Origin of the sequence: Methanospirillum lacunae (assembly GCF_003173355.1) — an archaeon.
GTDB lineage: Archaea > Halobacteriota > Methanomicrobia > Methanomicrobiales > Methanospirillaceae > Methanospirillum > Methanospirillum lacunae.
On record NZ_QGMY01000017.1, the window covers coordinates 62,219 to 88,343 of the forward strand.

General features: G+C 47.4%; 27 protein-coding genes. 13 read left to right on the top strand and 14 right to left on the bottom strand.

Going from position 1 to position 26,125, the window contains the following annotated elements; genetic code table 11:
* The first annotated feature begins 3 nt into the window (after positions 1-3).
* Positions 4-1,920 carry a YgiQ family radical SAM protein gene (locus DK846_RS16140; RefSeq protein WP_245926590.1) on the top strand — a complete coding sequence of 639 codons (1,917 nt, stop codon included), beginning with the start codon at positions 4-6 and terminating at the stop codon, positions 1,918-1,920.
* Here DK846_RS16140 and DK846_RS16145 read toward each other — a convergent pair.
* Entirely contained in the window at positions 1,914-2,375 is a 462-nt protein-coding gene (locus DK846_RS16145) for a carboxymuconolactone decarboxylase family protein (RefSeq protein ID WP_245926591.1), read from the bottom strand. The two genes, DK846_RS16140 and DK846_RS16145, sit on opposite strands and share 7 nt — an antisense overlap.
* 116 nt (positions 2,376-2,491) lie before the next feature.
* On the opposite strand from DK846_RS16145, the gene DK846_RS16150 reads away from it, so the two are divergent.
* Positions 2,492-3,352, top strand: coding sequence for a hypothetical protein (locus DK846_RS16150; RefSeq protein ID WP_109970026.1), 861 nt, complete (start codon positions 2,492-2,494; stop codon positions 3,350-3,352).
* 26 nt (positions 3,353-3,378) lie between these two features.
* Here DK846_RS16150 and DK846_RS16155 read toward each other — a convergent pair whose 3' ends face one another.
* The 3 genes from DK846_RS16155 to DK846_RS16165 all read right to left on the bottom strand — a co-directional run bounded on the left by DK846_RS16155 (position 3,379) and on the right by DK846_RS16165 (position 6,345).
* Positions 3,379-4,335, bottom strand: a complete 957-nt coding sequence (locus DK846_RS16155; RefSeq protein WP_109970027.1) for a PEGA domain-containing protein — start codon at positions 4,333-4,335, stop codon at positions 3,379-3,381.
* A gap of 144 nt (positions 4,336-4,479) precedes the next feature.
* A complete protein-coding gene (locus DK846_RS16160; RefSeq protein WP_146201256.1) occupies positions 4,480-5,424 on the bottom strand; it encodes a PEGA domain-containing protein in 945 nt (314 codons plus the stop codon).
* 225 nt (positions 5,425-5,649) lie between these two features.
* Positions 5,650-6,345 carry a hypothetical protein gene (locus tag DK846_RS16165; RefSeq protein ID WP_109970029.1) on the bottom strand — a complete coding sequence of 232 codons (696 nt, stop codon included), beginning with the start codon at positions 6,343-6,345 and terminating at the stop codon, positions 5,650-5,652.
* A gap of 138 nt (positions 6,346-6,483) precedes the next feature.
* Between DK846_RS16165 and DK846_RS16170 the strand changes: the two genes are divergently transcribed.
* From DK846_RS16170 to DK846_RS16185, 4 genes are all read left to right on the top strand, one after another.
* Positions 6,484-6,759 (top strand): hypothetical protein, encoded by a 276-nt coding sequence (locus tag DK846_RS16170; protein WP_109970030.1) that lies wholly within the window; start codon positions 6,484-6,486, stop codon positions 6,757-6,759.
* 133 nt (positions 6,760-6,892) lie between these two features.
* Positions 6,893-8,479 (top strand): tetratricopeptide repeat protein, encoded by a 1,587-nt coding sequence (locus tag DK846_RS16175; protein WP_109970031.1) that lies wholly within the window; start codon positions 6,893-6,895, stop codon positions 8,477-8,479.
* Positions 8,480-8,492: 13 nt separating this feature from the next.
* Positions 8,493-9,647, top strand: coding sequence for an Nre family DNA repair protein (locus DK846_RS16180; protein ID WP_109970032.1), 1,155 nt, complete (start codon positions 8,493-8,495; stop codon positions 9,645-9,647).
* Positions 9,648-9,688: 41 nt separating this feature from the next.
* Positions 9,689-10,966: a PKD domain-containing protein gene (locus DK846_RS16185; RefSeq protein ID WP_109970033.1), complete on the top strand. Its 1,278-nt coding sequence runs from the start codon at positions 9,689-9,691 to the stop codon at positions 10,964-10,966.
* Positions 10,967-11,002: 36 nt separating this feature from the next.
* Here DK846_RS16185 and DK846_RS16190 read toward each other — a convergent pair whose 3' ends face one another.
* On the bottom strand, positions 11,003-11,455 hold the full coding sequence (locus tag DK846_RS16190) for a GNAT family N-acetyltransferase (protein WP_181391833.1): 453 nt from the start codon (positions 11,453-11,455) through the stop codon (positions 11,003-11,005).
* Positions 11,456-11,531: 76 nt separating this feature from the next.
* Here DK846_RS16190 and DK846_RS16195 point away from each other — a divergent pair, with 76 nt between their 5' ends.
* On the top strand, positions 11,532-12,722 hold the full coding sequence (locus DK846_RS16195; protein ID WP_109970035.1) for a tetratricopeptide repeat protein: 1,191 nt from the start codon (positions 11,532-11,534) through the stop codon (positions 12,720-12,722).
* Between the two features lie 66 nt (positions 12,723-12,788).
* On the opposite strand, the gene DK846_RS16200 is transcribed toward DK846_RS16195, so the two are convergent.
* From DK846_RS16200 to DK846_RS16210, 3 genes are all read right to left on the bottom strand, one after another.
* The gene (locus DK846_RS16200) at positions 12,789-13,181 is read right to left on the bottom strand and encodes a response regulator (RefSeq protein WP_181391834.1); all 393 of its coding nucleotides are present in this window, start codon (positions 13,179-13,181) and stop codon (positions 12,789-12,791) included.
* A 173-nt stretch (positions 13,182-13,354) separates the two neighbouring features.
* Entirely contained in the window at positions 13,355-14,437 is a 1,083-nt protein-coding gene (locus DK846_RS16205) for a sensor histidine kinase (protein WP_342769678.1), read from the bottom strand.
* Complete coding sequence (locus DK846_RS16210) at positions 14,434-17,070, bottom strand: PAS domain S-box protein (RefSeq protein WP_109970038.1); 2,637 nt, start codon at positions 17,068-17,070, stop codon at positions 14,434-14,436. Before DK846_RS16210 ends, DK846_RS16205 begins: the two co-directional genes overlap by 4 nt.
* 126 nt (positions 17,071-17,196) lie before the next feature.
* Between DK846_RS16210 and DK846_RS16215 the strand changes: the two genes are divergently transcribed.
* Entirely contained in the window at positions 17,197-17,619 is a 423-nt protein-coding gene (locus tag DK846_RS16215) for a DUF2178 domain-containing protein (RefSeq protein WP_109970039.1), read from the top strand.
* Positions 17,609-17,839, top strand: a complete 231-nt coding sequence (locus DK846_RS16220; RefSeq protein ID WP_109970040.1) for a helix-turn-helix transcriptional regulator — start codon at positions 17,609-17,611, stop codon at positions 17,837-17,839. The genes DK846_RS16215 and DK846_RS16220 overlap by 11 nt, the downstream gene beginning before the upstream one ends.
* A 219-nt stretch (positions 17,840-18,058) precedes the next feature.
* Here the strand turns inward: DK846_RS16220 and DK846_RS17795 are convergent, their stop codons facing one another.
* The 3 genes from DK846_RS17795 to DK846_RS16230 form a co-directional block, all read right to left on the bottom strand.
* Positions 18,059-18,220, bottom strand: coding sequence for a hypothetical protein (locus DK846_RS17795; RefSeq protein WP_181391835.1), 162 nt, complete (start codon positions 18,218-18,220; stop codon positions 18,059-18,061).
* Between the two features lie 156 nt (positions 18,221-18,376).
* Positions 18,377-18,766, bottom strand: a complete 390-nt coding sequence (locus tag DK846_RS16225; RefSeq protein ID WP_109970041.1) for a response regulator — start codon at positions 18,764-18,766, stop codon at positions 18,377-18,379.
* 84 nt (positions 18,767-18,850) lie between these two features.
* Entirely contained in the window at positions 18,851-20,068 is a 1,218-nt protein-coding gene (locus DK846_RS16230; RefSeq protein WP_342769679.1) for an ArsB/NhaD family transporter, read from the bottom strand.
* 121 nt (positions 20,069-20,189) lie between these two features.
* On the opposite strand from DK846_RS16230, the gene DK846_RS16235 reads away from it, so the two are divergent.
* The 4 genes from DK846_RS16235 (at position 20,190) to DK846_RS16250 (ending at position 24,226) form a co-directional block, all read left to right on the top strand.
* Positions 20,190-21,482 carry a DUF3821 domain-containing protein gene (locus DK846_RS16235; protein WP_109970043.1) on the top strand — a complete coding sequence of 431 codons (1,293 nt, stop codon included), beginning with the start codon at positions 20,190-20,192 and terminating at the stop codon, positions 21,480-21,482.
* 79 nt (positions 21,483-21,561) lie between these two features.
* Positions 21,562-23,049: a bifunctional phosphoribosylaminoimidazolecarboxamide formyltransferase/IMP cyclohydrolase gene (purH, locus tag DK846_RS16240; protein ID WP_109970044.1), complete on the top strand. Its 1,488-nt coding sequence runs from the start codon at positions 21,562-21,564 to the stop codon at positions 23,047-23,049.
* 107 nt (positions 23,050-23,156) lie between these two features.
* Positions 23,157-23,741 (top strand): 6-phospho-3-hexuloisomerase, encoded by a 585-nt coding sequence (gene hxlB, locus DK846_RS16245; protein WP_109970045.1) that lies wholly within the window; start codon positions 23,157-23,159, stop codon positions 23,739-23,741.
* Positions 23,742-23,782: 41 nt separating this feature from the next.
* Positions 23,783-24,226, top strand: coding sequence for a phosphate-starvation-inducible PsiE family protein (locus DK846_RS16250; protein WP_109970046.1), 444 nt, complete (start codon positions 23,783-23,785; stop codon positions 24,224-24,226).
* Between the two features lie 8 nt (positions 24,227-24,234).
* On the opposite strand, the gene DK846_RS16255 is transcribed toward DK846_RS16250, so the two are convergent.
* From DK846_RS16255 to DK846_RS16265, 3 genes are read right to left on the bottom strand one after another with little or no spacing between them, the layout of a single operon-like run.
* Complete coding sequence (locus DK846_RS16255; protein ID WP_109970047.1) at positions 24,235-24,813, bottom strand: HemK2/MTQ2 family protein methyltransferase; 579 nt, start codon at positions 24,811-24,813, stop codon at positions 24,235-24,237.
* Positions 24,782-25,552: a 16S rRNA (adenine(1518)-N(6)/adenine(1519)-N(6))-dimethyltransferase RsmA gene (gene rsmA / locus DK846_RS16260; RefSeq protein WP_109970048.1), complete on the bottom strand. Its 771-nt coding sequence runs from the start codon at positions 25,550-25,552 to the stop codon at positions 24,782-24,784. The genes DK846_RS16255 and rsmA overlap by 32 nt, the downstream gene beginning before the upstream one ends.
* Positions 25,549-26,118: a DUF655 domain-containing protein gene (locus DK846_RS16265; RefSeq protein WP_109970104.1), complete on the bottom strand. Its 570-nt coding sequence runs from the start codon at positions 26,116-26,118 to the stop codon at positions 25,549-25,551. Before DK846_RS16265 ends, rsmA begins: the two co-directional genes overlap by 4 nt.
* Positions 26,119-26,125: the final 7 nt, after the last annotated feature.

The following is a 26,125-nucleotide window of genomic DNA, read 5'->3' on the forward strand; positions in this document are numbered from 1 at the left end:
GTCATGAGAGGACAACAGGAGAGAACCCATCTCCCACAGCCTGATTTTCTTCCTGTTTCCCGGGATGAACTTGAGAGTATCGGGATTGATCATCCTGATATCATCCTCGTTTCAGGAGATGCATACCTTGATCACCCTGCATCTGCGACCGCCCTTCTGGGAAGATCACTCTGGGATGCCGGATACACAGTGGGAGTTATCTCTCAGCCAGATATCAGAAATCAAGAGTCATTCACTACATTGGGTCCACCACGCCTCTTTTTTTCAGTATCAAGCGGATCGATGGATTCGATGGTGGCCCATTACACACCGGCACGGAAACGCCGGCGTGAGGATGCTTTTTCTCCTGGAGGCCGCCTGTTAAGACCTGACCGTGCAACCCTCGTGTATGCTGATCTGATACACAGGATCTATCCAAGCTCACCTCTTGTTCTTGGAGGAGTTGAGGCATCCCTGCGAAGATTTGCTCATTATGATTACTGGTCAGACAAGATTCGCCAGTCCCTCTTTGCAGATGCACCAGCCGACCTCCTGGTCTTCGGGATGGGTGAACAACAACTCATAACCCTTTCCGATGATCTCGAAAGCGGCAAAGATATAAAGACAATTCATGACCTTCCCGGTACCTGCTGGAAGATCGCCCCAAAGAAGTGGGAAGAGAAGAAGGAAGAGATAAACCAGGAAATTCTTGAGATTCCCTCATTCACTGATGTCAGTTCAAACCCCCTCCTGTATGCACAAAGCCATATTCAGATATTGAATGAACAAAACCCATACCAGGGAAAGATAATACTACAGCGTCACCCTAAAACCTTCATTATCCAGAACAGGCCTGCACTCCCTCTCTCTTCGGAGCGGCTTGATCAGATCTATGATCTCCCATACAAACGGAGGGCACATCCATCATACCAGGATCCGATTCCTGCACTCGAATCGATCAGGTTTTCAATAACTTCTCACAGGGGTTGTTATGGGAACTGTTCATTCTGTGCTCTCGCCATGCACCAGGGGAGAATTATCCAGAGCAGGAGTAGGGAGTCAGTACTCAGAGAAGTATGCCGGATTGCAGATATGAAAGAATTCAGAGGAACGATCTCTGATATCGGCGGACCAAGTGCAAACATGTACGGTGACTGGTGTGAACGGTGGAGTTCACAGGGGGCTTGTTCTGATCGTGAATGTACTACTTGCCAGGCCCGGAGATCTGGGATCTCCCAGTACCTTTCTCTTCTTCGGGAAGCCCGGGAGGTTCCCGGGGTTAAACATGTCTTCATCGGTTCCGGCCTAAGATACGACCTGATCCCTGACGAACCGGACATCATGCAACAGATATGCTCCCATGTTTCAGGACAACTGAAGATTGCCCCTGAACATATCAGCCACGATGTAACCATTCTGATGAACAAGCCAGACCTTAACGTGTTTGATTCATTCAGAAAAAAGTTTGAAGAGGCACAAAAAGGGAGAGATTCACGGCAGTATATTATCCCATATCTGATGGCAGGTCACCCGGGATGCACTGTCACGGATATGATCAAACTTGTAGAATATCTCCGTGACCATCATCTTTATACAGAACAAGTACAGGACTTCACTCCCACACCCATGACAACCTCGACATGTATGTATGCAACAGGCATCGATCCAAGGACAGGAAAAAAAGTGCATGTGCCAAAGGGGGAGGAAAAGAGGATCCAGCGGGCGTTTTTATCCTGGCGTGATCCTGCCGGATATGACCTTGTCAAAACAGGACTCAGGCAGGAGAGACGTGAAGACCTTATAGGAAACGGACCCGACTGTCTCATCAGAAGAAACAGCAATCCAAAAGAGCATACATCAGAAAAACTCGATGTCATAAGACCGAAAGGAAAGAGTATCGGGAAAATGACGGCCCACAGCCTCCGCCATAACGATCATTGATCTTCTCCCGGAATCTTCATCGCACATGCAGTACACTCCTCAATACTTTCTGCATAGGTTCGGTATGCATCAGCGAGAACAGTTGACTGTGATGTGAGACCAGCGATAAGGATGGCTTCGAGAATCTCATCTTTTGTTGCCCCCTTCCTGATAGCTGCCTGTACGTGATAATCGGTACAATGGTTGCACCGGAGTGCGGAAGAGACGGCTATACTAATAAGTTCTACGTACTTCGGCTCAAGAGTGCTTGTCTTGAGAACTGATGTTTTGTAGAGAAGATGAGAGACCAGAACTTCTGGCCGTTCAGCCATACGTTCAAATATTAAAGGGACCCTCCCATTTTCTGCAAGAATGGCATCCATCCAGGACTGGGCAGTCTCCGCTGCCCCTGACTCGAGAACACTTTTAATGATCTGTTCGTATCCTTCAGTTGGTTTTCCCATCTGTGACTCCATCCCCGGTGCTCACCGGCAGATAGTGAAGTATCTGTGAACCAGATATCTGAAGGTATGGAAACTGAAAGATCTCAGCACAATAACTTCAAATAGAGTAAATTAAGCTCTTGTATACGATGAATCGATATCAGATTATTCTCATAGTAGGAGTACTTGCAGGGTTACTACTCGTTGCAGGATGCACAGAACAGGCAACTCCCAAATCAGGGCAGACCCTGCCACCGACATCTGCGCCCACATCAATCGCAACACCACTACCGGCCACTCAGGCTCCAGTTACCCAGACACCAGCTCCTACCCTCTTCGACAGCCAGGTTATGGAGCCACCAGCAGACCTGGGGGTGTCTGTATCGGTTCAGAAAGACCCGGTGTATTCCAACATTACCACAACCTTTGACGGGGGAAGAGGTCAGACACTCGTACAGTCAATTCAGGCCAGAATCACTTTGAGTGACGGCAGAGTCATCGAACAGGATCTCGGGAAACAGAAAGGTGATGAGATCACAACGGCCGGAACGAAAGGTGCTGACCGGGTCCAGGTTGTCGTCAAATACATGAACGGTGATTCATATCTTATTCTTGATAAGAAGATAGAACTTGGACGGGCGGGCCTTGCTACTGCAACACCAACGAAAGTTGCCACAGTAACAACCAGCAGCGAACAGGGACTGTACGAAGGTCCTGTCACTCAGCCACCCAACAGTCTGTCTGTCACTGTTGATGTAAACAAGGAACCGATATACCGGGTAATAACCGGTACATTCAGAGGAGGCCACGGGCAATCCCTGATCAGTTCTATTGACATGAGGGCCAAACTGGGCAATGGAGAACTGGTAACCAGGCAGATTGCAAACAACATCGGTGCAATTGGAGAGATCCAGGGATCAGACGGGACCGATCATGTCCAGGTGATCGTCTCATTCAAAAACGGTGAAACATACAAGATCTATGAGAAGACATTCGGGCCAAGAGGGTAAGAGGCAGGTCCCTCTTAACCAAAAGATCATTTTCTTTTTATCTGAATAACAAAAGCACACAACAATCCGAGAATCACCAATGCCGGGGTAAATCCTGCTTCTGGTGTAGGTGTAGGGGTTGGAGTGGGTTCAGGAGTTGTTAGTACCGGTGTCGGAGTTGCAGTGGGTATTGGCTGCAGATATATGGAAACAGGTACTCGCTGTCCAGCAGACAAGATAACCTGGCTTTGTGCATTCTGATACCCGGGGAGATTAAATCCGATGAGGTACGAGCCCTGCTCAAGGTCGGCTGCTGTAACCGGGGTGATCCCATATGACATTCCATTAATAGAAACTGCCGCCCCTGCAGGATTTGATGAGATATCAAGTGTTCCGGTTGTTATTGTATCAAGAGTGATCCGTACTTTGTTTTCAAGGTTCGGGGTGACATATACCTGCTGAACTAAATCTTTGTAACCTGGCATGGTCACCCTAATCGTCCTGCTGCCTGAGTTAATGGTCCTGATGGACATGATTCCTGACTGATCAACGACCCCTGCCGATACGTTATCAATGCTCACAGTTGATCCAGGGGGGCTCACTGCAAGAGAAAGAGAGCCAGTGAGGTTTAACGGAACTACCTGAAGAGTTCCTCGTAAAACCATGGTCTCCCCTGCTTTAGGACCTTTCACCAGCGTTTCATGATATGTAGAATAGCCCCCAGCCTCTATACGAAGTTCGCGGGTCACTGGTTTCTCATAGACATCAACGGGGATCTTCAATGAGCCTTCCCTGATTGTTCCAACAGTCTGGTTATCAAGAAATACCGTGGCACCTTCGACATTAGATCTGAACTCAAAAAAACCGCTTCCAATAGGGCCAGGGGGAACCTGATTATTTACTCCATTTTGAGGAGATATTGCCCCCGGAGTGTCTGCAACACAGATGCCGCATGAGATCAGTACGATTATTATTATAAGAATTTTACCATAATAAAAACTCATAAGTCCACCATTATTCAGATATTCTGACCAGCAGGGTGATGGATATCATGTGCCGCCAGTAAGAAGATCTGAGGGAACAATAGGGTAAAACTCTTTGCTATTGATAACCCACCCAACCAAAGAAAGAAATAATAAGGAGAGGCTTCAGGGTTTCTGTTTTCTGAAAGCCCAAACTCCGATCAAAACACAGCAGAGAACAAGTACAACAACCAATATGAAAACCCCATATAATATAGAACCATTTTCCTGGGGTTCTACAACTTCAGGTGATGGCGTGACATCAGGGCAGGTTGGTGTCGGAGTTGGAGGAAGTGAAACTAATACAGCATCAACCTGGTTTTGTTCAGCACCTACAACTAATATCTCACTTCCCCAGTCCTGATATCCTTCCTTTGTGATCTTCAGAGTCATATTTCCAACAGGAACATGAGGGATAGTAAGAGGTGTGAAACCGGCATTGAGGTTATTCAGATATACCTCTGCACCTTCTGGCGTGGAATTAATATGAACATCCCCTGTAGTCGCAGGTTCAAGATTCACCCGGTATACAGTGACCGCATTTGAAGAGACATACTGTTGCTGGGTGATTGAAAGATTGCCCGGCCGTTTTACTGAGAACTCATACAGTCCGGCAGGGACAGTCTGAATCAGAAGATTACCAGAGTCAGGTGTTACCCCTTTCTTTACTCCATTAAGAAACAGTTCAGCACCTGCAAGTCTGCTCTCAAACGAGATGATTCCCATCCGTTCGTATCCGGTTTTATTTAGATTAACCAGAACGGTTACTGTTTTCTCAGGGACTAGGGCTGGGACCGGCCCGATATATGTTTGGTACCCCGTATACTCGATGATGAGATTTGAATACCGTGGAGTCGCCATCACATCTATGGGAATCGTGATGGCTCCATTCTGAATAAAACCCATGAAAACCTGATCCAGGTATACCCGCGCCCCATCGACCGGAACCTGAATCTGAATATACCCGACAGTGGCGAGATCAATTCCCCCATTTTCAGCACCTGTAACGATGCCGGAGGAGAAGAAGGCTGGCATAACCAGCAGAACAATTAGGACGAAATATCTGTTCACTACACATCAACCCTTCGTTAAGTGAGGATGGGTCTTCAGAAATCATAACATTTTGCGTGAATTACCTAGATGAGAACCAAGTGTGTACACCATGATGACCGACAGAATATCCTTACAATCCTCTACACTGAAGTCCAATTGCTGTTATTTGACGAGGAAGTGCAATTTGAATATAGCATCATATAATTTATTGGTGATCTTATAGTTCAGGAAAGTAAATTATTTTCAGTCCTCTTCCCACCGATGAGAGAGATTCTCACTAGCAGAGACCACATAGTGAGGAATTTCAGATATAATCACGAGCAGAATCCGGTGGTCACAATACGGACATTTCCCCTGTCGAAGCGATCGCATCTCGTTCATCTCATCAGCAGAAGATAGTGAACGATAATCCACCACTTCCGATGTATTTTGTGGGAGATTCATTAGAACTCCAGGGCTGAACTCATGATGACACTTCTGGCAGAATCCCCAGATGCCATACTGAATAATAATCCGGGAAAGCCCTTGTTCATTTAGGGCATGAATTACTGGATGATTACGATAAAAAATGAAAAATTTCTTGATTGCAACAGGCAGGCCCGCATATATCTTCAGCGAGTTAATCTCGGTGCCGGTCCTGTATCCGCCAGGAATATGAAAGATATCACCGCAATCCTGGCACATAGGTTGGGAACCCATAATTGGATGCACCTCACGAACCGGGACTGTATTAATAATGTCACAAACTGGACAAGGGAAAACCAAAAGACCATTTCTATTTTTTACATCAGTTGTAACTTTGTTCAGAGGTATCCTGATCTTCTTCGGTTGGCATTCAGGGATTTTAGCACCAGGAGGAGATTCTATTTCAGATTGATCAGATATATGGCCACAATCCCGTGCTTGATGAGAAACTTTAAACCTGTTGAATATACCCATTGAATCACACCTGACAATAGGGAGTAGTTAGAATACAAGATAATAAGTGTTGCCTAATGTTCGGCATTTATCCAGAAAGACCAGGAGTGATTAGAGCGGTCAGATTCTTTATTCACATATATGTTCAAATAAGTACTGATGATTCGAACAGTAGCAATTCTCCTTTGTACAGTTATGCTCTTTACTGTAGCCACTGCTGATGAGACAAATAATACATCCAATTCAACCACTTCTGGAATCTCCAATCTGACTAATATCATGACTGCAAACCAGAACACCACCAATCAGGCGAGTGTCCAGGCAACACCAACTGCTACAGTAAAACCCGTGTATAAAGAGAGTGTCGGAAGTGTGTATGAAGCAGATTACCAGGAACCACAGCCAATGACATTCACCAGTTACCCCACATGCTGATACATTCCCGGTCATTGAATAGATATAAACAAAGGATATATATCAGGCTGGGAAATACCATCCGGTTTCAGGCCTGATCACCTTTTTTAATAGCAACTACGAAGTATCTTCTGAAAGGGTTATTCAGGTAATCATGGGAACCGAGGAGAAATCAGGACAGTTCAGCCGGGGTCTCCGGGCATTCAGGTCAGGTGATTTTCAAACTGCAGTGGAATTACTCTCTGATGCAGTTGAATATGACGAAAAGAATGATCGTGCATGGAATGCACTAGGGACTGCATGTGCCAAGATCGGAAGATATGAGGATGCAGATCTCTGCTTTGAAAATGCCCTGATCATATCACCGGATAATCCAATCTATCTGAAGAATAAGAAAACGAACACCAAGAACCTGATAAATCCCTTGTCTCCTCACGAATTCTCACCAAAGAGGGGAATTCTTGATCATATTCCCCTGGACAAAATTCCTCTAGATAAGCCATTTCTGCTTGCAGGAATAATTATTGCTCTCATCATCGTTGTAGGGTTCGTCCTGATCTCTGCCATCTCTTTCTTCACAACCCCTGCTGCCCCTCCAGGGCCAGGTATATTGATCTCTGCCAGCCAGAACGGGTCATTTATTAACATAACCAATGATGGCGGCCCTCAGATCAGTTCGATTGAATCCTTCTCCTGGAAAGTAAATAATCTTCCCATAGGCACCGGTCAACCCGGAGATCCTACCACCATTGGTGTAGACCGGGGTTCGAGAGCCACAGTTCCCATATCAGAACTTACTGGAACAAACATAAGCGCAGGGATGCGGGTCATGGTCATCGCCACATACAAGGATGGAAGTCAAAGTATTGTGCTGAGCACAACACTTCCTCCCCCTTCTCCCGATTTGATCACCCCACTGGCAGAAACTCCGGTACCAACTCCCACATTTCCTCCTGACGTACCCCGGTTTAAGAGCGGTGACATCATCCAGGATTCAGGCAGCAACACTTGGTGGCTTATCAATTCTCCACCACTCAATGGATCGTACTCAGTTACCGCTGCTGCCAGACTGCCAAACGGATCATTCACGAACCATGGATCAATAATCACCAATGTGAGCTTGAGAAGTTTTGAGGAGAGCGGAACATATATCGGAACTCAAGGGCTGGGGGGCACACCTGCGGGACTTCATGATGATGTCCCACCTCCAGTCACCGGGATTCCGGCTTCCCATCCCGAGCCAATCTATCCTGCAGGTGATCTGGTAAATCCTTCAGCAACCGGAGACACAGGAATGCTTGTAATCCTCGGATATGATCCTGCTTCAGATCAGTACCAGGCAGATGATATTTACCAATATTATACCGGAGAGTGGGGATACAGGACAAATGCAACAGCCATGTGGTTTATGAGGCCTGTACTCGAAGAGAGATACAACCACAGGGCAGGAAGGATAGCAATTAGTGATGTGGGCATTGGAGCTGACTCAGCTCCTCCACGGACACCAGTTAAATATGTTGCAGGGGACATTATCAGTCCGGATCCTGCAGGAGTGGATGCAATCCTGGTCGTCACCGCTTATAACAAGACTGACGACCGATATCAGATAGACTCAATCACACCTGCATATGATGGTGGCTGGAGGTTGGGGGGGAATCCCACATGGGAGAAACGTGCCTTTGTTGAGCGGAACAATCCATATCAACTTAGAAGAATTGACCTGTCACTGATCAGGAGCTGACCGGTACTACGAGATGACTCTCTGTATCTCCTGTAAAGGTAAGGGTCTTTGTGGGCGGGAGCGGTGCCCGGTCATTTCTCGTTTCCATGCCCAGATGCAGACCAAACCCAGATCCGAATACGTGGGGACTACTCCTTCTATCTTTGTAGGGAGTTCAGGATATCCGGATGTCAATGCCGGACCACTCCTTACCAGTGATCAGGATCATCCGCCGGATTGGATGAACCGGGACCTCTCTATTGCTGATATAGTAAACATACGTGCACAGACAATCAGGGCCACATCCTCACCGCACCGCTATGAAGAGCATCTCCATGAGATAGCCATATCCAGTGTCCCTCTTGGAGTTGAAACGGCGTTTGACAGACCTGTCTCGTTTGATCTCAGGTTTGACGGGATGGTTGCCCCTATCGGAATGTCAGGGAATATCAAATCCTTTGATCTCCTTGACAACGCAAAGGTTGAGAGGGTAGTCGACCGGATCACAAGTGATACCGATCTTCCCGCATCAGGTGCCTGCCAGGAACTCACAGAAGGAGGGACTGATACCTACCGGATCATCAGCCTTATGTCTGCAGGTCTGCTTGGGACAGAGAAGAGCAGACACATGGTTCCCACCAGGTGGGCAATAACTGCCGTAGATGATACGCTAGGAAAAAACCTGAAACCACAGGTGTTCAAATCCCAGGACTATGACAAAATCAGTCTCTTCTTCTCTAAAAGATTCGGCAATACGATTGCTGTTATCCTCATTCCTGGTGACTGGCAATTTGAGATGATAGAAATCTGGGGCAGTCAGTCACTCTGGGCAGGAGGGAATGAGACCATCGTTGTTGACAGAGAAGGGCGCAATAAGACAGGATATTCTCCAATCACAGGGGCATACTACTCGGCACGACTGGCAGTTCTTGAGTACCTTACTGCGATAAACCGGAATGCACGTGTTATCGTAATCAGATGGATCACCTCCGAATACTGGGCACCGTTGGGCACCTGGGTCATAAGAGAGGTGACCAGGCAGGCAATGGCATCACCTCCCTCTCATTACGAAAACATTTCTTCAGCTGTTGATGCAGCATCAGCAGCACTTGGAATGAACCGGTGGATTACACACAGCACATTACTCACAGAGATTAGAACACAGCGATCACTCGCTGATTTCTTTTGATTACACTCACAAATCATATTTATTATAGTATTCAGGTCACCATGGGAGAATCATCATCATACCGTGTTGCTGTAGTCGCCATCATTCTCTGTCTTGTTACCGCAGGATTCATCACCATTATCACGAGTACTCCCCAAAGTCATGTTGAGCCAATCAAACAGTCCAAAATAGTCTATCAGGCAACTCCGCCATTACTCAACCAGACAAAAGCTAACCAGTCATCCGTGGTAACCAGCAGATTGCGGATACTCTGGTATGATGATGGAGGAAAGACCTACACGTTCCATGATTATAATAACCTAAAGGGAATTGGCCCAGATATATGGACAGATGCCGATCTCCCGAGACCAGAAAACGGGACACGACAGAATAAAGCAGCAATGATACGGTTTCTTGAATGGGACGGATCCATCGAGAAGATGACAGGGACAAAATACCTCATCGATCAGGAGACGATAACCAGCATTCTCAACAATTATACCCTGATTGCCCCCCCACCGGCTATGCCCACACAAGGAGTTACACAGACACCTTCCATCCAACCAACGCCCGATATCACCCCTGCCCCGGGAATGCTTTTCCCAACCTCCAGTAGGCCATGCAACCTGGGTAATGGGACAGTCAGGGCCTCATTTGGGTATGTAAACCGCCATAATACTCCTGTCACAATGCCCATCGGCGACCGGAATTACTTCTCTCCCGGAGTTCAGGATCGTGGCCAGCCAACATCATTCCAGCCGGGGATTCACCAGGATGTCTTTACCGTACTACTCCCTGAAAACGGGACAAGTATCGCCTGGCATCTCATGAATACCACAGTTGGAGCAGGGCAGGTTCCTCCAGTTCAGGCAGCGTTCACTGCCGAACCACTCTCAGGGTATACACCGCTTGAGGTCAGATTTGTGGATCAGTCTACCGGCGGTACTACCGAAGATCCTCTGACCGGAACATGGAACTTTGGGGATAAGACAACCGCTTCAGGTGTCTCGGTATTTCACCGGTATGAACTCCCGGGAACATACGAGAGCAGCAGAAACATCAGAACAAGTTGTGGGAATGTAATTGCTACGAAGATGATCACTGTTTATGAGATTGCATTCACGGCAGAACCTTTCGATGAAAAACCAAACACCATTAAATTTACCGACAAGTCAACTGGTGAGCCGACTGTCTGGGCATGGGATTTCAATGATGGCTTTTCTTCATGGGAACAGAATCCAGTTCACACCTGGAAGTCACCCGGAACCTATGATGTCGGTCTAACTGTATCAGGAAAAACAGGTTCAGGATCGACTGTCCGAAGGATCACAGTCCAATAATAATTTTATAACCCGGTTAGGTGGTCTGACCTGCCTTCATATAGTTTTCCTGAGAATGAGACGATCTTCACCAGGACCAAAATACGCTGTTTCACGATTTAGATCAGAATATCCCTGACGGTAGTACAAAGCAAGTGCTCCGTGATTCACCGGGGAGCAGGAGAGGAGGATCTGGTTTATTCTGTAATCCTTCATCAAATCTTCAATTTTGCACATCAACATGGTTGCAACTCCCATTCGCTGAAAAGCCGCATCGACCCGCACTCTCAGTATCCAGCCTGAAGACGGATAATCACATGGAATTGAACCAACGAGATATCCGGCAATCTGATCATCCACTTCACTAACAAGAAATAACCGGGGCCAGAGAGTCATTGCCTGGCGGACAAATACTGCTGCCTGATAGTGAGCTCCTGATGAACCCTGTTCAAGAAGACACACACAGGAATAGTCTGCCTCATTTATCGCTCTAACCTTGATCTGTTTCATAATTGATCCCATTTATGAGCATTCCTGGTGCAGATCGCAGTGAACCTATAAAAGGAGATCTGACAGAACATATCCTATGGATATTATCAAGACACTTTCGATATCACTCCTCCTCCTTGTGCTGGCATTCTCTCTACAGGTTGGTGCTGAGAAGAATGTTTCCATCTCTGACAGATCAGACTTGCAACAGAATATATCCGGAGAAGAGACTCAGGCAGACAACCAGACAGATTCAAAAAATGAAGTTATATCCGATATTTCTGCAAATGATACCAAAAAACAGGAGCATCCAGATCAGGCGGAGGTGAACAGATCGCCTCCTCTAACTAATGCCACGGCAGAGAGGAATGTATCAGCAAACAAGACTGGCACTGAAGGAAACCAGACAAGCCCAAGCGCTGCGGATATTCAGAAGGCTTTTTCAGGATGGTATGAAAAGGCAGAGAATGCTTCTGCTACCGGTAACAACAAGGCCGCAGCTGATGCATACGCAGCCGCACTCAGGCTTGACAAAGGTTCAGAAAAAGCACTGGCCGGATACGGGGCAGTCCTCTCAAAACTTGGACGTGATTCTGAAGCACTTGATATCTACACCAGGCTTCAGAACATCTCACCAAACAATACTACCATTCTAATCCCGCTCGGTAGGGAACAGAATGCAGTAGGAAATTATGAAGCAGCGCTTGCTACCCTGCTTAATGCAACCACAGCATATCCGAACAACACCGAAGGGTGGAACCAGTTAGCTGCAGCCTATGCAGGACTCTCACGGTATGAGGAGGCTTTGACAACAGTGAGAACCTCTCTGCAGATCTCAACTGATCAGGCTGGAGGATGGGGCCAACTCGGTGCTATCCTTTCAGGACAGGGCAGATTTTATGAAGCAGTGCCCGCCCTTGAAAAATCACTCACCCTGGATCCAAACGACGGGTCAACCTGGAAAAACCTAGGAAAAACCTGGACTGCACTAGGTCATTTAAAGGAGGCTGCACAGTCATATGAGGCTGCAACTGAAAGCAGACCGACAGACACAACTCTCTGGTTACAACTCGGAGCCATATACGAAAAAATGAACAAGACCAAAGAAGCAGCCGAGGCATTCAGGAAAGGTGGGGTTGCCTCTGTGCCTGATACACCCGTAAATCAGTCAGTTCAGGAACCCAACAAAACTTTGTCAAACCCGAAGATGAATGCGACAAAAAACATGACAGGAGAGGAACCATCCGACTCTCCTGTTAAAAACGAAACCGGCCAGATAAAAGAATAACCATTACAATAAACAAAGAAAAGCTAAAGAAAGACTTAATTTTTTTTAAAAAATTTAGGAAGGCAATCACTGCCATTTTATCCCAGTTGTCTTTCCTGGAGGACCAACTATCCGTTCCACTGCTTTAAGAAGGTTTACAGCCTGATATGGCTTGACAACATATCCTTTTGCGCCGATTCTCCTGGCAAGATCAACCATCCCTTCTTCACCAACCGAAGTACAGAGCATGACCCGTGCTTCAGGATACTCCTCACGAATCCTGCGCAGGGTGTCTATTCCATTTAGATCCGGCATGATCAGATCAAGCATGGCCAGATCAGGGACCAGTTCACGGAAGAGTCGTACCCCTTCCTCACCCCCACTTGCCAGACCTGCTATCTCATAACCGGCAGAGACCAGAATATTTCTGAGAAGATTCCGGTCAAAATCAGTATCATCCACTATTAGAATCCGAGGCATCCCCATCCCTCATTTTTCCGATTATGCTCAACTATTCAAAGCCCCATCAATTTTTTTTCATTCATCTGGCAATCTACAATGTAATATTCACCTGTACCTGTCTTCGATCTCCGTGGTGTACCCATAAATTACTTTTCTTTCGTTTGTCTGATGCAAAACCAGCCTGAACATCATCAACCGAGTTCAGGCAGGGTTATCCAGAAGGTAGCACCGGAATCAGGAACCCCTTCAGCCCAGATCTTTCCTCCATGCCTGAAGACAATACGTTGCACGGTCGCAAGACCGATCCCATTTCCAGGGAATTCTTCCTGGGAATGAAGACGCTGGAGCGGAACAAAGAGAAGGTTAGCCTTTTCAGGTGGAAACCCGGCGCCATTATCCTTTACATAGAATGTCAGGCCCCTGCCACGCATTGTTCCCCCTACTTCTATACTGCCTTCACTCCTTTTGCCCGTATATTTCCATGCATTAGAGAGCAAATTCTGCACTGCTATCAGCAGGAGACCCTTATCTCCGGCTGCCTGAAGTCCGGGTTCAACCGTCCACCTGACATTGCGGTCAGGATACTCATGAGACAGATTTTCCAGGGCCTCTGTTGCCATGGTACTGATATCAACCGTTTCCATTACCAGTGAAGCCCGGGTAACCCGTGAAAGCCTCAGGAAATCATTGACCAGTTTATCCATATTAGTGGCAGCCTGACGTATCCGTTGAAGACAATCCTGTCCATCAGCAGGAAGATAGGACATGTATGACTCTTCAAGAATCCTGGAAAACCCATCTATGGCAATAAGAGGCGCCCTCAGATCATGGGAGACAGAGTAACTAAATGAGTCAAGTTCATGGTTGGCTGCCTCAAGTTCTGCTTCCAGACGTGAGCGTTCCTGTGCCATCCTGATGGTTGCATGCAGATCCCGTTCTCTGAATGGTTTTATAAGATATCCAAACGGCTTTGCTTCCTTTGCCCGTTCAAGAGTCTGATCGTCTGCATACGCGGTTAGAAAGATCACCGGGATACGATACGATCCAGAGATGTTTCCTGCGGCATCTATCCCGTCTATTGTGCCTGCGAGATGGATATCCATCAGTACCACATCAGGCCTTACCTCACCAGCGAGTTTTACAGCTTCTTCACCGGTAGGAACCGGCCCGGCAACATCATACCCGAATTTACGCAACTTAGACGCGATAGACTCTGCAACAATCGCCTCATCCTCTACTACCAGTATCTGTGTCGCAATTATCCCCCCTTTTATTTATGAACCGGAAACTGTATGGTAAACCGTGCTCCAGGGCCATCTTCAGAATCTCCCACAGTAACAGACCCTAGTAACTGACGGGTCAGAACACGAACCAATCGCATTCCAAGGCTGCTCGATGAGTCAATCGAGAAATCTGGAGGGAGGCCAATTCCATCATCTGCGTAAGTAATCACGTAAGACCCCTCCCCGTGCTTCATACAGACGCTGATTGTTCCCTTTCCTTTTCCGGTGAAAGCATACTTCATCGAATTTACCATCAGTTCATTGATAATAAGACCAAGGGTGACCACGGTATCAAGATTGAACCTGACATCACCAACATCGATCTCCGCCCTGATATCCCGCACGGTTGCGATACTGCTGATAACCTCTTCAGCAAGATTCTCAAGATAGGTGGCAAATGAAATCCCAGAGAGCGAATCACTTCGATATAATGTCTCATGCACCAGTGCCATCGATGCGATACGCTGCTCACAGTCATGAATCGCTGAGATAAGACGCTCATCCTCGATGTACTCTTCCTGAAGCTGGAGCAGGCTGGATATCACCTGCATATTATTCTTAACCCGGTGATGGAGTTCACGGAAGAGGACATCCTTCTCCTCGATAGTCCGCTGGAGCGTTTCCTGGTACCGTTTCATCTCTGTGATGTCCACGATGACACCGCGGACACCATCATATACAGTATCACGGAAAACCGGTGAAAGGGAGAGGAGAACAGAGCGCTCCCCGCCATCTTTTGCCCTTACAGTAAAGTCACCATTTCTGACAGTGGGATCAGCCTTTACCTCATCCAGAACAGACCCCAATTTACCCTGATCTTGATCACTGAAGAACTGGAAAAATGAAACCCCGATAAGTGTTGTATCATTACCTGGTGCAAGAAGAGCATGGGCTCCCCGGTTACAGAATGTCACATAGCCCCAGGCATCAGTCTCAAAAACCGGTTCTGGCAGAAGATCGGCAAGTTCCCGAAAGTGTCGTTCACTCTCTGCAAGAGCACGTTCGGAAAGTTTTTGTTCGGTTCTGTTGCGAATAATGAGCAGAACTGCGGTATCGCCTGACTGTGTTATCGGCACCGCAATCAGTTCAGCATAGATCTCCCTGCCAGATCTACTCCACATCACAGCTTCACATGAGTTTGGTCTCCTGAGTGAGAAACTGAGAGAGAGCATATCTGAAACTGCTGGATATGACGCACTATCGAAGTACTCATTCAGCGGCTGGGTCATGAACTCATCAAACGAATGCACACCAAAGAGGAAGAGGGCAGCGGGGTTCAGATAGACGGGACGGTTATGTGCGGAAAGAATTGCAATGGCATCAGGTGATGACTCAGAGAGCTGCATATACCGCTCCTCACTCTCAATAAGCGCATCACGTAGTGCATCTTCAGCCTGTATTCTTGCAATAACATTTCCAATCTGTGAGACTACCGTCTCAAGGGAACTCCGGTATGTGATAGGAACTTCGTTCATGGTGTCGGAACCCACGACAAACCAGCCGGTTACCTCATCATAGCGCTGAACCGGGACAATGACCAAAGAGAGGAACGGTGCCTCAAATCTGCTCAGATCAGTTTGGCTATAGTAACGTGATGTTCCGGCAAGAACTGCAAGGAGATCTACATTATCGTTCTGCCAGATATCCATGAACTGACTGAGTGAACGACGATGAGGACCGCACTCAAACGCCTTTACAACCGTTCCCGTGACACGGTCCCGAAGGTATACAGAACCTGTATCCATTCCGGTGAGCTTGACAACAGCCTTGAGTGATAACTCAAGCACCATGTCCACTGATGAGACCATTGCCAGTTCAAGGGCGAGATCACGTTGAATTGAGATCTGTCGTGCCACCTCTTTCTGAGCGCTGATATCACGACCAACTGCCAGGATTTCCCTGGGTTCAAACGAGGAGTCAAAGAGGAGCCTGAGCGTCCAGTGGAGATCTGACTTTGAACCATCAGAACGAATGTTCCTTATTTCAGCATGAACCACTGGGTTGTCAGGGTCACAGATATCCGGTGCCTCTTTCAGGTCTTCTCCCTCCTCTCCGAAGAGTGCAAAGAAGTCTGAACCAATAAGGTTCTCCGGTTCTCTGGAGATATATTTTGCAAAAGAACTGTTTACAAACCTGATTGCTCCTTCAGGATCCATCTGGCAGATGAATTCAGTCTGATCCTCCACTACTGCCCGGTAGAGTTGCTCACTTTCTGTGAGGGCACGCTCTGCCCTGAACCGTCGTGCCGCTTTCCCGATGTCATGCGCGAGTTCTGCAAAGAGTTCCTCTGCATTGCCTCCCTTCTGCAGGTAAAAGTCTGCACCGTTATTGATTGCCTCAATAACGACTTCTTCACGGCTTTTTCCAGTGAACACGATGACAGGAATATCAGGATCCACCTGCCTGATCGCCTTCAGGAGTGTAATGCCATCCATATCAGGCATGTCATAATCGACAACCAGGCAGTCATACGAGAAGAGCTGCCCGCTCTGAATGGCATCAGCAGGATCGTTGGTTATATCAACCTCAAGAGAGTGAATGATCGTCAGATAATCGCGAATTGCATGGAGCAATGCCGGTTCGTCATCAACAAAAAGAACCCGGACGGCAGAATCAAACTCCATGATTATAAGCCCTTAATCAACGGGGATATGGCCTCAATGACCTGGCGCAGGTTTTTTTTATTCGCGGTTCTACGATCATACTTATCTTATCCGAATTAGTACAATGATACGTTACACAGAAGCATTATGAAGCAACACACATATTTTCTTCTGCTTGGATTCATCGCTTTGATCGAAGTGGGCATATTTCTCTGGTCCGTTGAACACCTCGAACCATTAGTGATGACAGGAGCAGTTTTCATCGGCGTGATTGCAGCATGGATCATTCGACAACTCGTTGATGAAGTGGTTGCCGATGAACGGACACACCTGATAACCGAGAAGGCATCACTTCGAACACTTCAGGTCCTCGGAGTTATCCTCTTCTCATATGCCCTCGGCGGTGTTGTGATAAGTCTCAGAGGTGAAGTTTTTGGCCCATTCTCGTATCAGGTTGCCAGATTCTCATTCCTCCTCATGTTTATCGTCTTTCTCATGATCATCGTGTACGTAATATTTCTCTCCTGGTATGATCGAAAATACGGAGCCGGGGGGGAGGATGAAGAATAAAATAAAGGTCTTTCGTGCTATGAATGATCTAACGCAGGAAGATCTCGCCAGGGATGTAGGGGTAACCAGGCAGACTATTCTTGCAATTGAGAAAGGGAAATATGATCCGTCACTTGAGCTTGCTTTTAGGATCTCATCACGTTTCGGTGTTCATATCGAAGAAATTTTTACTTATGAAGAGGTTCAGGGACAAGACCTTGGATCAGGAGTAGAGCCATGACCACTCACCAACCCCAAGCCCTGCTGAACTTTTAATCCGCTATCTGACAAAATGGCAAGCATACGTTCCTGATAGGAAAGTAGATATAACACAATGTAAATACTACTATACATGCGCAGGCAAAGACCTGCACAGAAGAAAAGGAGGTGATAACCGAATCTTGTTGTTTGAATTCCCCACACCAACCCATCCGGTATGCCGTCTTCATCAAAGGGTAATTTATGCCAGAATCAATGCCTCCTGTTCAGTCATGTAGATACACCCCCCATCCAGCACTCCCCGCATAATACAACAATACATGGCTGAACATGACGGGGCCAGATACACCCCATACCCTACAAGGCTGAGGATCTGAGCGGGACACCACCGATCCAGACACAATATTCCCCCCAGACTGTGGCTTCTGTTTATACAGGAGCCACCTCAGCCGGCATTACCGCCGAAACATATCAAACGCGACCAATGTCTATTCTCAAAAAGTTCTGATAGTGCCAACAGAATACATTCTGTTCTCATGTCAGACCTGTTAATCTAGCATTATGATAGATCAGGCACCTGATTCTTGGGCGGGCCTATCATCCGTTCAACCTCCTGAAGAAGGCGGAGCGTTGGATACGGTTTAGGAAAAAAAGCAAAAGCTCCCGATCTCCGTGCTAAATCAGCCACAACTTCATGCCCGAACGATGAGCAGACCATAACAGGTATAGAGGGATAGGCTGCCCGGATGGATCGAAGAAGATCGAGACCGTTCATATCAGGCATCACAATATCAAGTGTAATAAGAGACGGGTGTATGGATCTGAGAAGTTTCACTGCTTCAGTTCCTGATGAAGCAGCCCCGATAACAGGATATCCAGCTTCGTTCAGGATACTTTTTAATTGGTTCAATTGCAGGGGGTTGTCATCCACTATCAGAATCCCGCTCATGCTTAAAATCCTTATTTAATATGCTTATGGTGGTTTTCAGATTCACAGCATAAAGATATGCCATGCAATCCCAAACCAGGCAAGTTACGTGAAGTAAAAGAGCCAGAGTGTATAGATAATGGCCTGGAGAAGAGTAAGTGGAAGACCAATCCGGATAAAATCAGAAAACCGTATGGACACACCAGCCTTCTCTGCCTGCTGTATGACAATGACATTGCTTGCAGCCCCGAGAATGGTCAGATTTCCTGCAATCGTGGATCCTGCAGCCAGGGCAAGCATATATCCTGAAGACATTCCTGATACAGCAATAACCGGCTGAAAAAGGGCAATGAACGGAACGTTGGAGATCAACTGGGAGAGAATGATACTTACCATGAGGATCAGGGGGATCGTGGTTAGATTGGTAAACGGTATTGATGTCTGAAACCAGCCAGAATCATACACACTCTGCATCAGAACAAACATGGCTACAAAAAAGACCAGAGTTCTCCAGTCTATCTGCCTGATAATCACAACACGCTGTTTTGCCAGAAGTAGTACCGGCAGGGCTGCAGAGAGGGCAATGACACCAAGAGGAAACACAGATGGTTTGCCTAAAATGGAGCAGCCTATCCTGATCAATATCAGGGTGGCAAGAATCAGCAGAGAGAGAATGGTCACCCTGACAAGATTCCTGTCAGGAGAAGCCGGAAGATCAGGTGGATGGAAAGATCCATTGTCATATTTCATCCATCTGGTTCTCATCAACAGTACAATAAGACCCAGACTGATAAGTGTAGGGACGAAAAGACCCGTGGCAAATGACAGGAATGGATCCGGTGGATTCCAGTATGAAGCAACTAAAAAGTTCTGTGGGTTTCCAATAGGGCTTGGGACACTCCCGGTGGTCAGTGAAAAACAGAGAACCAATAGCACTGCTGCAGGTGGGATCCGATACCTATAGGCGAGGGATAGAGCAAGCGGTGTTCCTATTATCGCAACAGTATCATTGATCAGAAATGCTGATGATACTGCCATTACTGTAATGAATATGAGCAGTAGTTGATCCCGGGTTCTGGCAACCTTGCAGATGTAATCGGATACTCCGGCTAGAAGACCACTTGTCGAAACAGCCTCCCCGACCACAAACATACCAAAGAGAAAAACCATAACATCAGGGTTAATTGCTGAGATGGCTTTTGGAAGAGAGATCTCCCCGGTCAGAAGAACAAGAACTGCCCCCACAGTCATGACCTGCCATATCCTGAAGGTAAACCTCCCGATTTGTCTGACTGTGATAAGAAGGAAGACAAGACCCAGGATAAGAAGACTTAGATGCGTGCAGAAAAATGGTCATCCCTGATATTTGAGTATCGCTTACTGCAGGCCTTAAAGGGGGATAACCCTAAAGCCGCGAAACGGCACACGTAGCTAAGATTATTGTATGACAGATCGTATTCTCATTCCTTTCATCATTCTTATCGGACTCTTACTCATCCCTGCTGCTCTTGCAGCAGACAACAAAGTGCCCCATGGAGGGACGGTGTACGTAGGAGAAGAAGACCTTGATCTCTCCAGTTGTGATGTTCACACCGGAGATGAGATCGCATGGTGGGACTCAGGAAATGCACAAGGGACTCCGACTGCACGATCGCGGGTGACAGATGTCCAGCATTTTAAAGTTGATACAGACTCTTTCAAAGGTCACACCGGACAATGGTATGCCCTGATAACCAAAAAACCGGTCTTCACAGTTGAAGAACCAACGCTTGAAGTGGACATGGTTGAAAACGGGATGGACACTGAACCAACTTTGATCAAACGGGGAAACCTTGTCTCGTTCAAGATATCAACCAACCTTGCAGGGATAAGCCAGCGTTCTGGATCTTCCGGTGCTCCGGTTACTATCAATCTTACCGGTCCTAATGACACGGTGTACCATACAATTACCTCCTCTCAAACCGGGGACTTCAACCTTGACAAAGTATACGTCTATGCATCCCCCTATGACACCGGAGCTGTTTGGGATACTGCAGATGCAAAGAAGTTCCCTGACGGAGACTACACAATCTCTGCAATAACCAATGTCAATAAGATCAACGACAACAACCCTGATTCTGGAGCAACAGTCACCGAGAAGAAGACATACACACTCGGAAAGACGGGAGTAAAAGCAAAAGAAACAGAGGCTCCAAAGACTGTGAAGAACAGCAAAGATAAAAGCAGTGATGTGACGACAGAAAGTGTCACAACCGAGAAGAAGGCTGCAAAAAAGGCTGAAAACGTATCAGAACAGCCTACAAAGAAGATAACCGCAGAACCAACCGAAGAGGAAGTGTCAAGCAGTAAAAGTTCAAAGAGTAAAAAGTCTGTAGATGAGACTGAAACTCCGACTAAATCACCTACAAAGAAGGTGACGAGCGAGCCAACTTCTGAAGCAAAGTCCAACAAGACCAAGAAGTTAACTGCTGAAGAACTGGAAAACCTGACTGAAAAGAAGACAACAAAACCAACAGCCGAACCTACTTCTGTCCGAACTTCAGTTGTAACCCCGATACCAACAGAGGAAGAGACTGATGAGCCGACACCGGTCTATACCCCTCATCCAAAGCAGACATATGCTCACCCGCCATCCCCGTCTGCAACAGCCACCCAGGCAAGTCCGCTCTCTCCCGGTGTGATCTGCGCAGCACTTGGTGCAGCAGCCCTGCTCATTGGAACACGACGGAGCCAATAAGAGCCCTCATATTTCTCTTTTCTTTTTGCTACACTTGTAGCCATCACTCTCATTACCGCGTATGCCCTAGTATATTCCCATGAAGCGTGCACTGCTCTCAGTCTGGAACAAGGATGGGATCATCGATCTCGCAAAGGCACTTGCAGAGGCCGGGATTGAGATCCTGAGTTCAGGTGGGACGGCAAAGACACTGGAGAAGGAAGGCATTCCAATTATTGAAGTCTCTGATTACACCGGCCATCCGGAGATGATGGACGGCAGGGTCAAGACGCTCCATCCCAGGATTCACGGGGGACTCCTGGGAAGGCGGGGAAAAGATGAGGCAGAGATGGCGAAGAATAATATCCAGCCGATTGATCTCCTCGTTGTAAACCTCTATCCGTTTGAAGAGATGGCAAAACAGGCACTACCTCTTGATGAACTTATTGAGTTTATTGATATCGGCGGACCTGCCATGATCCGGGCTGCTGCCAAGAACTTCAAGGATGTTGTGGTAGTAACTGATCCATCAGATTATCCTGATCTCATATCAGCAATAAAAAGTGGAACTCAATTTGGATATGAGCAGCGTCTTGCCCTCGCATGTAAGGTTTTCACAAAGATGGCTGCATATGACGGTGCCATATCCAACTACCTCCAGAGTCTAGAGGGTACATTCCCTGATACCCTGTCAGTACAGTACAGAAACGGGAGACTGCTCAGATACGGTGAAAACCCGCACCAGGAGGCTGCCGTATATGGTGAGTCAGGTATTGCAGGGGCAGTCCCGGTTCAGGGAAAGGCGATGTCATACAACAACTACCTTGACCTGGACGCAGCTGTCTCACTGCTCAGGGAATTTTCAGAAACTGCAGCAGTTATAGTAAAACATAACAATCCCTGTGGGGTTGCAACCGGGAAAGATGTCTGTGCTGCCTACATCGCTGCCCGTGATTTAGATCCTGTGTCAGCATATGGAGGTATCGTTGCTGTCAACCGGGAGGTTGGGGAAGACCTTGCCAAAGAGATTGCATCAACATTTATCGAGGTCCTTATAGCACCATCATATTCACCAGGAGCACTTCCCATTCTTGCAAAGAAAGAGAACATGAGGGTTCTCACGCTCCCTGAACCGGTGGAGAAGACCGAGATCAGGACGATCGACGGGGGAGCCCTTGTACAGCGGAACACCAGTTTCAGAGAAGACTGGGTTGTTGTTTCAGACCGGGATCCAACCGCAGCAGAAGAAGCGGCCATGCACCTTGCCATGAAGGTCTGCAAACACACAAAGAGCAATGCCATTGTCTTTGCTGACGGGACGAAAGCAATTGGTATCGGAGCAGGTCAGATGAACAGGGTCGATTCAGCCCGCATCGCGGTATCAAGATCGCTCTCTCCGCTCAAAGGCACAGCAGTTGCATCTGATGCGTTTCTCCCGTTCCCTGACACATTGCAGGTTGCAGCAGAAGCAGGAGCTACAGCTCTTATCCAGCCGGGTGGATCCATTAGGGATGACCTGGTAATCGCTGAAGCCAACCGGCTCAACATCGCAATGGTTTTTACCGGAGTCAGATATTTCAGACATTGAAGGGTTAACTAATATTTTTTTTTAAATGCTGCGCTCCGTCATTTATATGTGGAGCCCGAAAGCATCTTTATTCACTCATGGAGTCGTGTATCCCGCTGCAGGACCTGATGCTCACCATGATCTCCCGAATTGAGGAGGTCGCAAAATCAGTTGATCAGCGCCAGGTAGAGTGTTTTCTCACCGAGATAAACCGGGCAGAACGAATTTTTGTGCTTGGTGCAGGCAGATCGGGGTTTGTCGCAAAGTCATTCGGGATGCGCCTCATGCACCTGGGTATGATCGCATATGTTGTCGGAGAAACGGTTACACCTGCATTTCATAAAGGTGACACTCTGGTTGCATTTTCAGGATCAGGAAAGACAAAGTCTGTGCTTGAGGCATGCCAGACAACACAGCAGATTGGAGGAACAATATGCCTGATCACCGGGACCAGGAGTTCCCCGATGGCTGATCTAGCCACCTGTGTCGTACATCTCCAGACCGATGAAGAGAGTGTCCATACCGGTTCAGACCATTTTGATCTTCGTCAGCTCAAAGGAGAACACCGGTCAATGTCGCAACCATCAACACCACTCGGCACTCTCTTTGAGACATCAGCAATGATATTTGCAGATTCAATTGTATCTGCGCTTATCGAACTGAAAAACTGCAGTATCGATGATATCATTCACCGGTACTCTAATATGCAGTAACAACCACAGATTTTTTTATTCTGGCAGATCTTATACGGTGTATGAGTGACAGCCTTGCAGAACAGACCGCACCGGTAATCAGAGTAATGACTGCCGTGCCGGTTCTGATTTACATCGTTCTTGCGTTATTTCTCACAATTGTGGCACTGATATCACTCGGGATTACCCTGTTGGAGATAATCTCTCTGTTTACACTTCAGAACTGGGACGACGGTATCATCCAGGTGATTTATTCGATCCTGCTCACTGTCATTATCATCGAACTGTTTGAGACGGTGATTGTGTACCTGAAGACCAAACGGGTTCCGGTACGAGCTATCCTGATTGCCGGGCTTACAGCTATGATCAGGCATGTGATCATCTTTAACATTTCAGTCGCCCAGCCAATCGAGATCATCGGCCCTGCGGTCATGCTTGCAGTTCTTATTGCAGGTGTGTACCTGCTCAGGGAAGATATCGATACAGGAAATATCAGAATAAATTAAGTTGGTTCTCAGCATCTGGTGAGCCTGAGTATCAATAGGATCTCTCCCCCTTCAACTCTCTCTTCTGCAACAGGGGTGCTCACAAACCCATTTTTCCTGACCAGGTCTTCAACCTCTTCAGGTCCGGTAAGTGAAGAGATCAAAAGAAGGACCCGGCCTTCAGAAGAGAGGAGAGACGGAATCTCCTGAAGAAACCTGATTATAACATCCCTGCCAGAAGGACCACCATCAAGAGCGAGTTCAAGCCAGTCATCGATCCGCTCTGAGGGATCAGTGGGGAGATATGGCGGATTGAAGAGGATCAGATCAAAAGGGCCTCGGAGACCGGCTGCAAGGTTAGTCCTGACAACCGGAACCCCGGAAGCATATGCGATAGTGGCTGCATGAGGGTTTTTATCTGTTGCAACAAGCAGTTGGCAGGATGAAAGAAGCCCTGATGAGACATATCCTGAACCCACTCCGATCTCAAGCACCCGGTCAGACGGTTTGACCTCACTCTTCGCTGTCTTAAGAAGGAGAAACGAATCTTCGGCAGGCTGATACACCTGATTGGGATCAGCGTGAAAGGAGGTTTGAGATCGTTGCATAATCTTCCAGATAGAGTGCTTCAGGCCGCGAGGAGAGGATGGCAGGATCCAGTTCTGACAGCAGGGTGGCAACCGGTTCTGTTCCAAAGATGTTACCTGCATTTTTCAGAATACTCCGGACAGTCTTTCTCCGGCCTGCATACAGGATCTTCACAACTTCTGCATATACAGCCCTGTCATCAATTGGGAAGAATGGTGGGCGTGGCTCTATCCAGACAACCGTTGAGTACACAGCAGGAGGAGGTGAAAACGCACCAGGAGGGAGATCAAAACACCGGCTTACACGGGCAAAGGTCTGCACCATCACCGAGAGCCTGCCACAGTCCCGGGTTCCGATGTCAGCAAGCATCCGGTCTGCAAACTCTTTCTGGTACATGAGAACAGCAGCCTCAAACCCGATATCAAGCAGGCGGAATGTAATCTTTGATGAGGCAGAATAGGGAAGATTGGCAACAATGATATCAAACTGAGGGATATCGACCCTGGTTGCATCACCATGAATCAGCGTAAGAGAGCCTGATTCTATAGCATCTGAAAATTCCTGTTTTAAAAAAGCAACCAGATTCTCATCTAGTTCTACTGCGATAACCCTGGCACCCCTTGTAAGGAGAGCCCGGGTCAGCACGCCTCTGCCAGGTCCTATCTCAAGAACCCGACGGTCAGCAATATCAAGAACTGATGCAATCCGCTCTACCGCATTACGGTCAGATAGGAAGTGCTGATCCCGGTACGCACTCATCGCGAGGTGAAGAGGTGATACTTCACCGTCTGATCCTGAAGTTCTTCTAAAATCCTGTTAAGGATCATCTTTTCAGGATGTGGCAGGGATTTAATCCGTGCTGATATATCAGCAAAACTTTCGAACGGTTTCTTTTCCCTGGCCTCGATGATCTCCCACATCAGTTTCTTCCCGATACCGGGAAGAAGATGGAGCATGTGAAGTTTTGGGGTGATTGAGATTGATTTGTTGTAGAACTCAACATACTCGCTCTCCCGTTGCTTGACAATCTTCTCGATGACAAAGGGAAGCTCGGATAGTGCCCCGTTGGTCAGTTCATGGTACCCGATCCGGCGCTTAACCCGTTCGATCTTCTCTCTCTCACCGCTCCCGATGTAGATCAACTCGCCGATCTCAACATTGAGGGATTTTGGAATAAGTTCAAGAAGTTTGAACTGTTCCACACCCATTGCCTGAACAACCGGCTCGCGTTTATATATGGGGCGAGGGTCATCAGGATATCCTTTGGGAAGAACATCCAGGATGACAGCGTTAACCTCCTTCTTCTCAGCTCGCTCAGTCTTCATCATGAGC

Bases quoted from the DNA above. Each gene is read 5' to 3' on its own strand.
- DK846_RS16140 (WP_245926590.1), top strand. From the start codon at position 4: ATGAGAGGACAACAGGAGAGAACCCATCTCCCACAGCCTGATTTTCTT.
- DK846_RS16145 (WP_245926591.1), bottom strand. From the start codon at position 2,375: ATGGAGTCACAGATGGGAAAACCAACTGAAGGATACGAACAGATCATT.
- DK846_RS16150 (WP_109970026.1), top strand. From the start codon at position 2,492: ATGAATCGATATCAGATTATTCTCATAGTAGGAGTACTTGCAGGGTTA.
- DK846_RS16155 (WP_109970027.1), bottom strand. From the start codon at position 4,335: ATGAGTTTTTATTATGGTAAAATTCTTATAATAATAATCGTACTGATC.
- DK846_RS16165 (WP_109970029.1), bottom strand. From the start codon at position 6,345: ATGGGTATATTCAACAGGTTTAAAGTTTCTCATCAAGCACGGGATTGT.
- DK846_RS16170 (WP_109970030.1), top strand. From the start codon at position 6,484: ATGATTCGAACAGTAGCAATTCTCCTTTGTACAGTTATGCTCTTTACT.
- DK846_RS16175 (WP_109970031.1), top strand. From the start codon at position 6,893: ATGGGAACCGAGGAGAAATCAGGACAGTTCAGCCGGGGTCTCCGGGCA.
- DK846_RS16180 (WP_109970032.1), top strand. From the start codon at position 8,493: ATGACTCTCTGTATCTCCTGTAAAGGTAAGGGTCTTTGTGGGCGGGAG.
- DK846_RS16185 (WP_109970033.1), top strand. From the start codon at position 9,689: ATGGGAGAATCATCATCATACCGTGTTGCTGTAGTCGCCATCATTCTC.
- DK846_RS16190 (WP_181391833.1), bottom strand. From the start codon at position 11,455: ATGAAACAGATCAAGGTTAGAGCGATAAATGAGGCAGACTATTCCTGT.
- DK846_RS16195 (WP_109970035.1), top strand. From the start codon at position 11,532: ATGGATATTATCAAGACACTTTCGATATCACTCCTCCTCCTTGTGCTG.
- DK846_RS16200 (WP_181391834.1), bottom strand. From the start codon at position 13,181: ATGCCTCGGATTCTAATAGTGGATGATACTGATTTTGACCGGAATCTT.
- DK846_RS16210 (WP_109970038.1), bottom strand. From the start codon at position 17,070: ATGGAGTTTGATTCTGCCGTCCGGGTTCTTTTTGTTGATGACGAACCG.
- DK846_RS16215 (WP_109970039.1), top strand. From the start codon at position 17,197: ATGAAGCAACACACATATTTTCTTCTGCTTGGATTCATCGCTTTGATC.
- DK846_RS16220 (WP_109970040.1), top strand. From the start codon at position 17,609: ATGAAGAATAAAATAAAGGTCTTTCGTGCTATGAATGATCTAACGCAG.
- DK846_RS16225 (WP_109970041.1), bottom strand. From the start codon at position 18,766: ATGAGCGGGATTCTGATAGTGGATGACAACCCCCTGCAATTGAACCAA.
- DK846_RS16235 (WP_109970043.1), top strand. From the start codon at position 20,190: ATGACAGATCGTATTCTCATTCCTTTCATCATTCTTATCGGACTCTTA.
- purH (WP_109970044.1), top strand. From the start codon at position 21,562: ATGAAGCGTGCACTGCTCTCAGTCTGGAACAAGGATGGGATCATCGAT.
- hxlB (WP_109970045.1), top strand. From the start codon at position 23,157: ATGCTCACCATGATCTCCCGAATTGAGGAGGTCGCAAAATCAGTTGAT.
- DK846_RS16250 (WP_109970046.1), top strand. From the start codon at position 23,783: ATGAGTGACAGCCTTGCAGAACAGACCGCACCGGTAATCAGAGTAATG.
- DK846_RS16255 (WP_109970047.1), bottom strand. From the start codon at position 24,813: ATGCAACGATCTCAAACCTCCTTTCACGCTGATCCCAATCAGGTGTAT.
- rsmA (WP_109970048.1), bottom strand. From the start codon at position 25,552: ATGAGTGCGTACCGGGATCAGCACTTCCTATCTGACCGTAATGCGGTA.
- DK846_RS16265 (WP_109970104.1), bottom strand. From the start codon at position 26,118: ATGAAGACTGAGCGAGCTGAGAAGAAGGAGGTTAACGCTGTCATCCTG.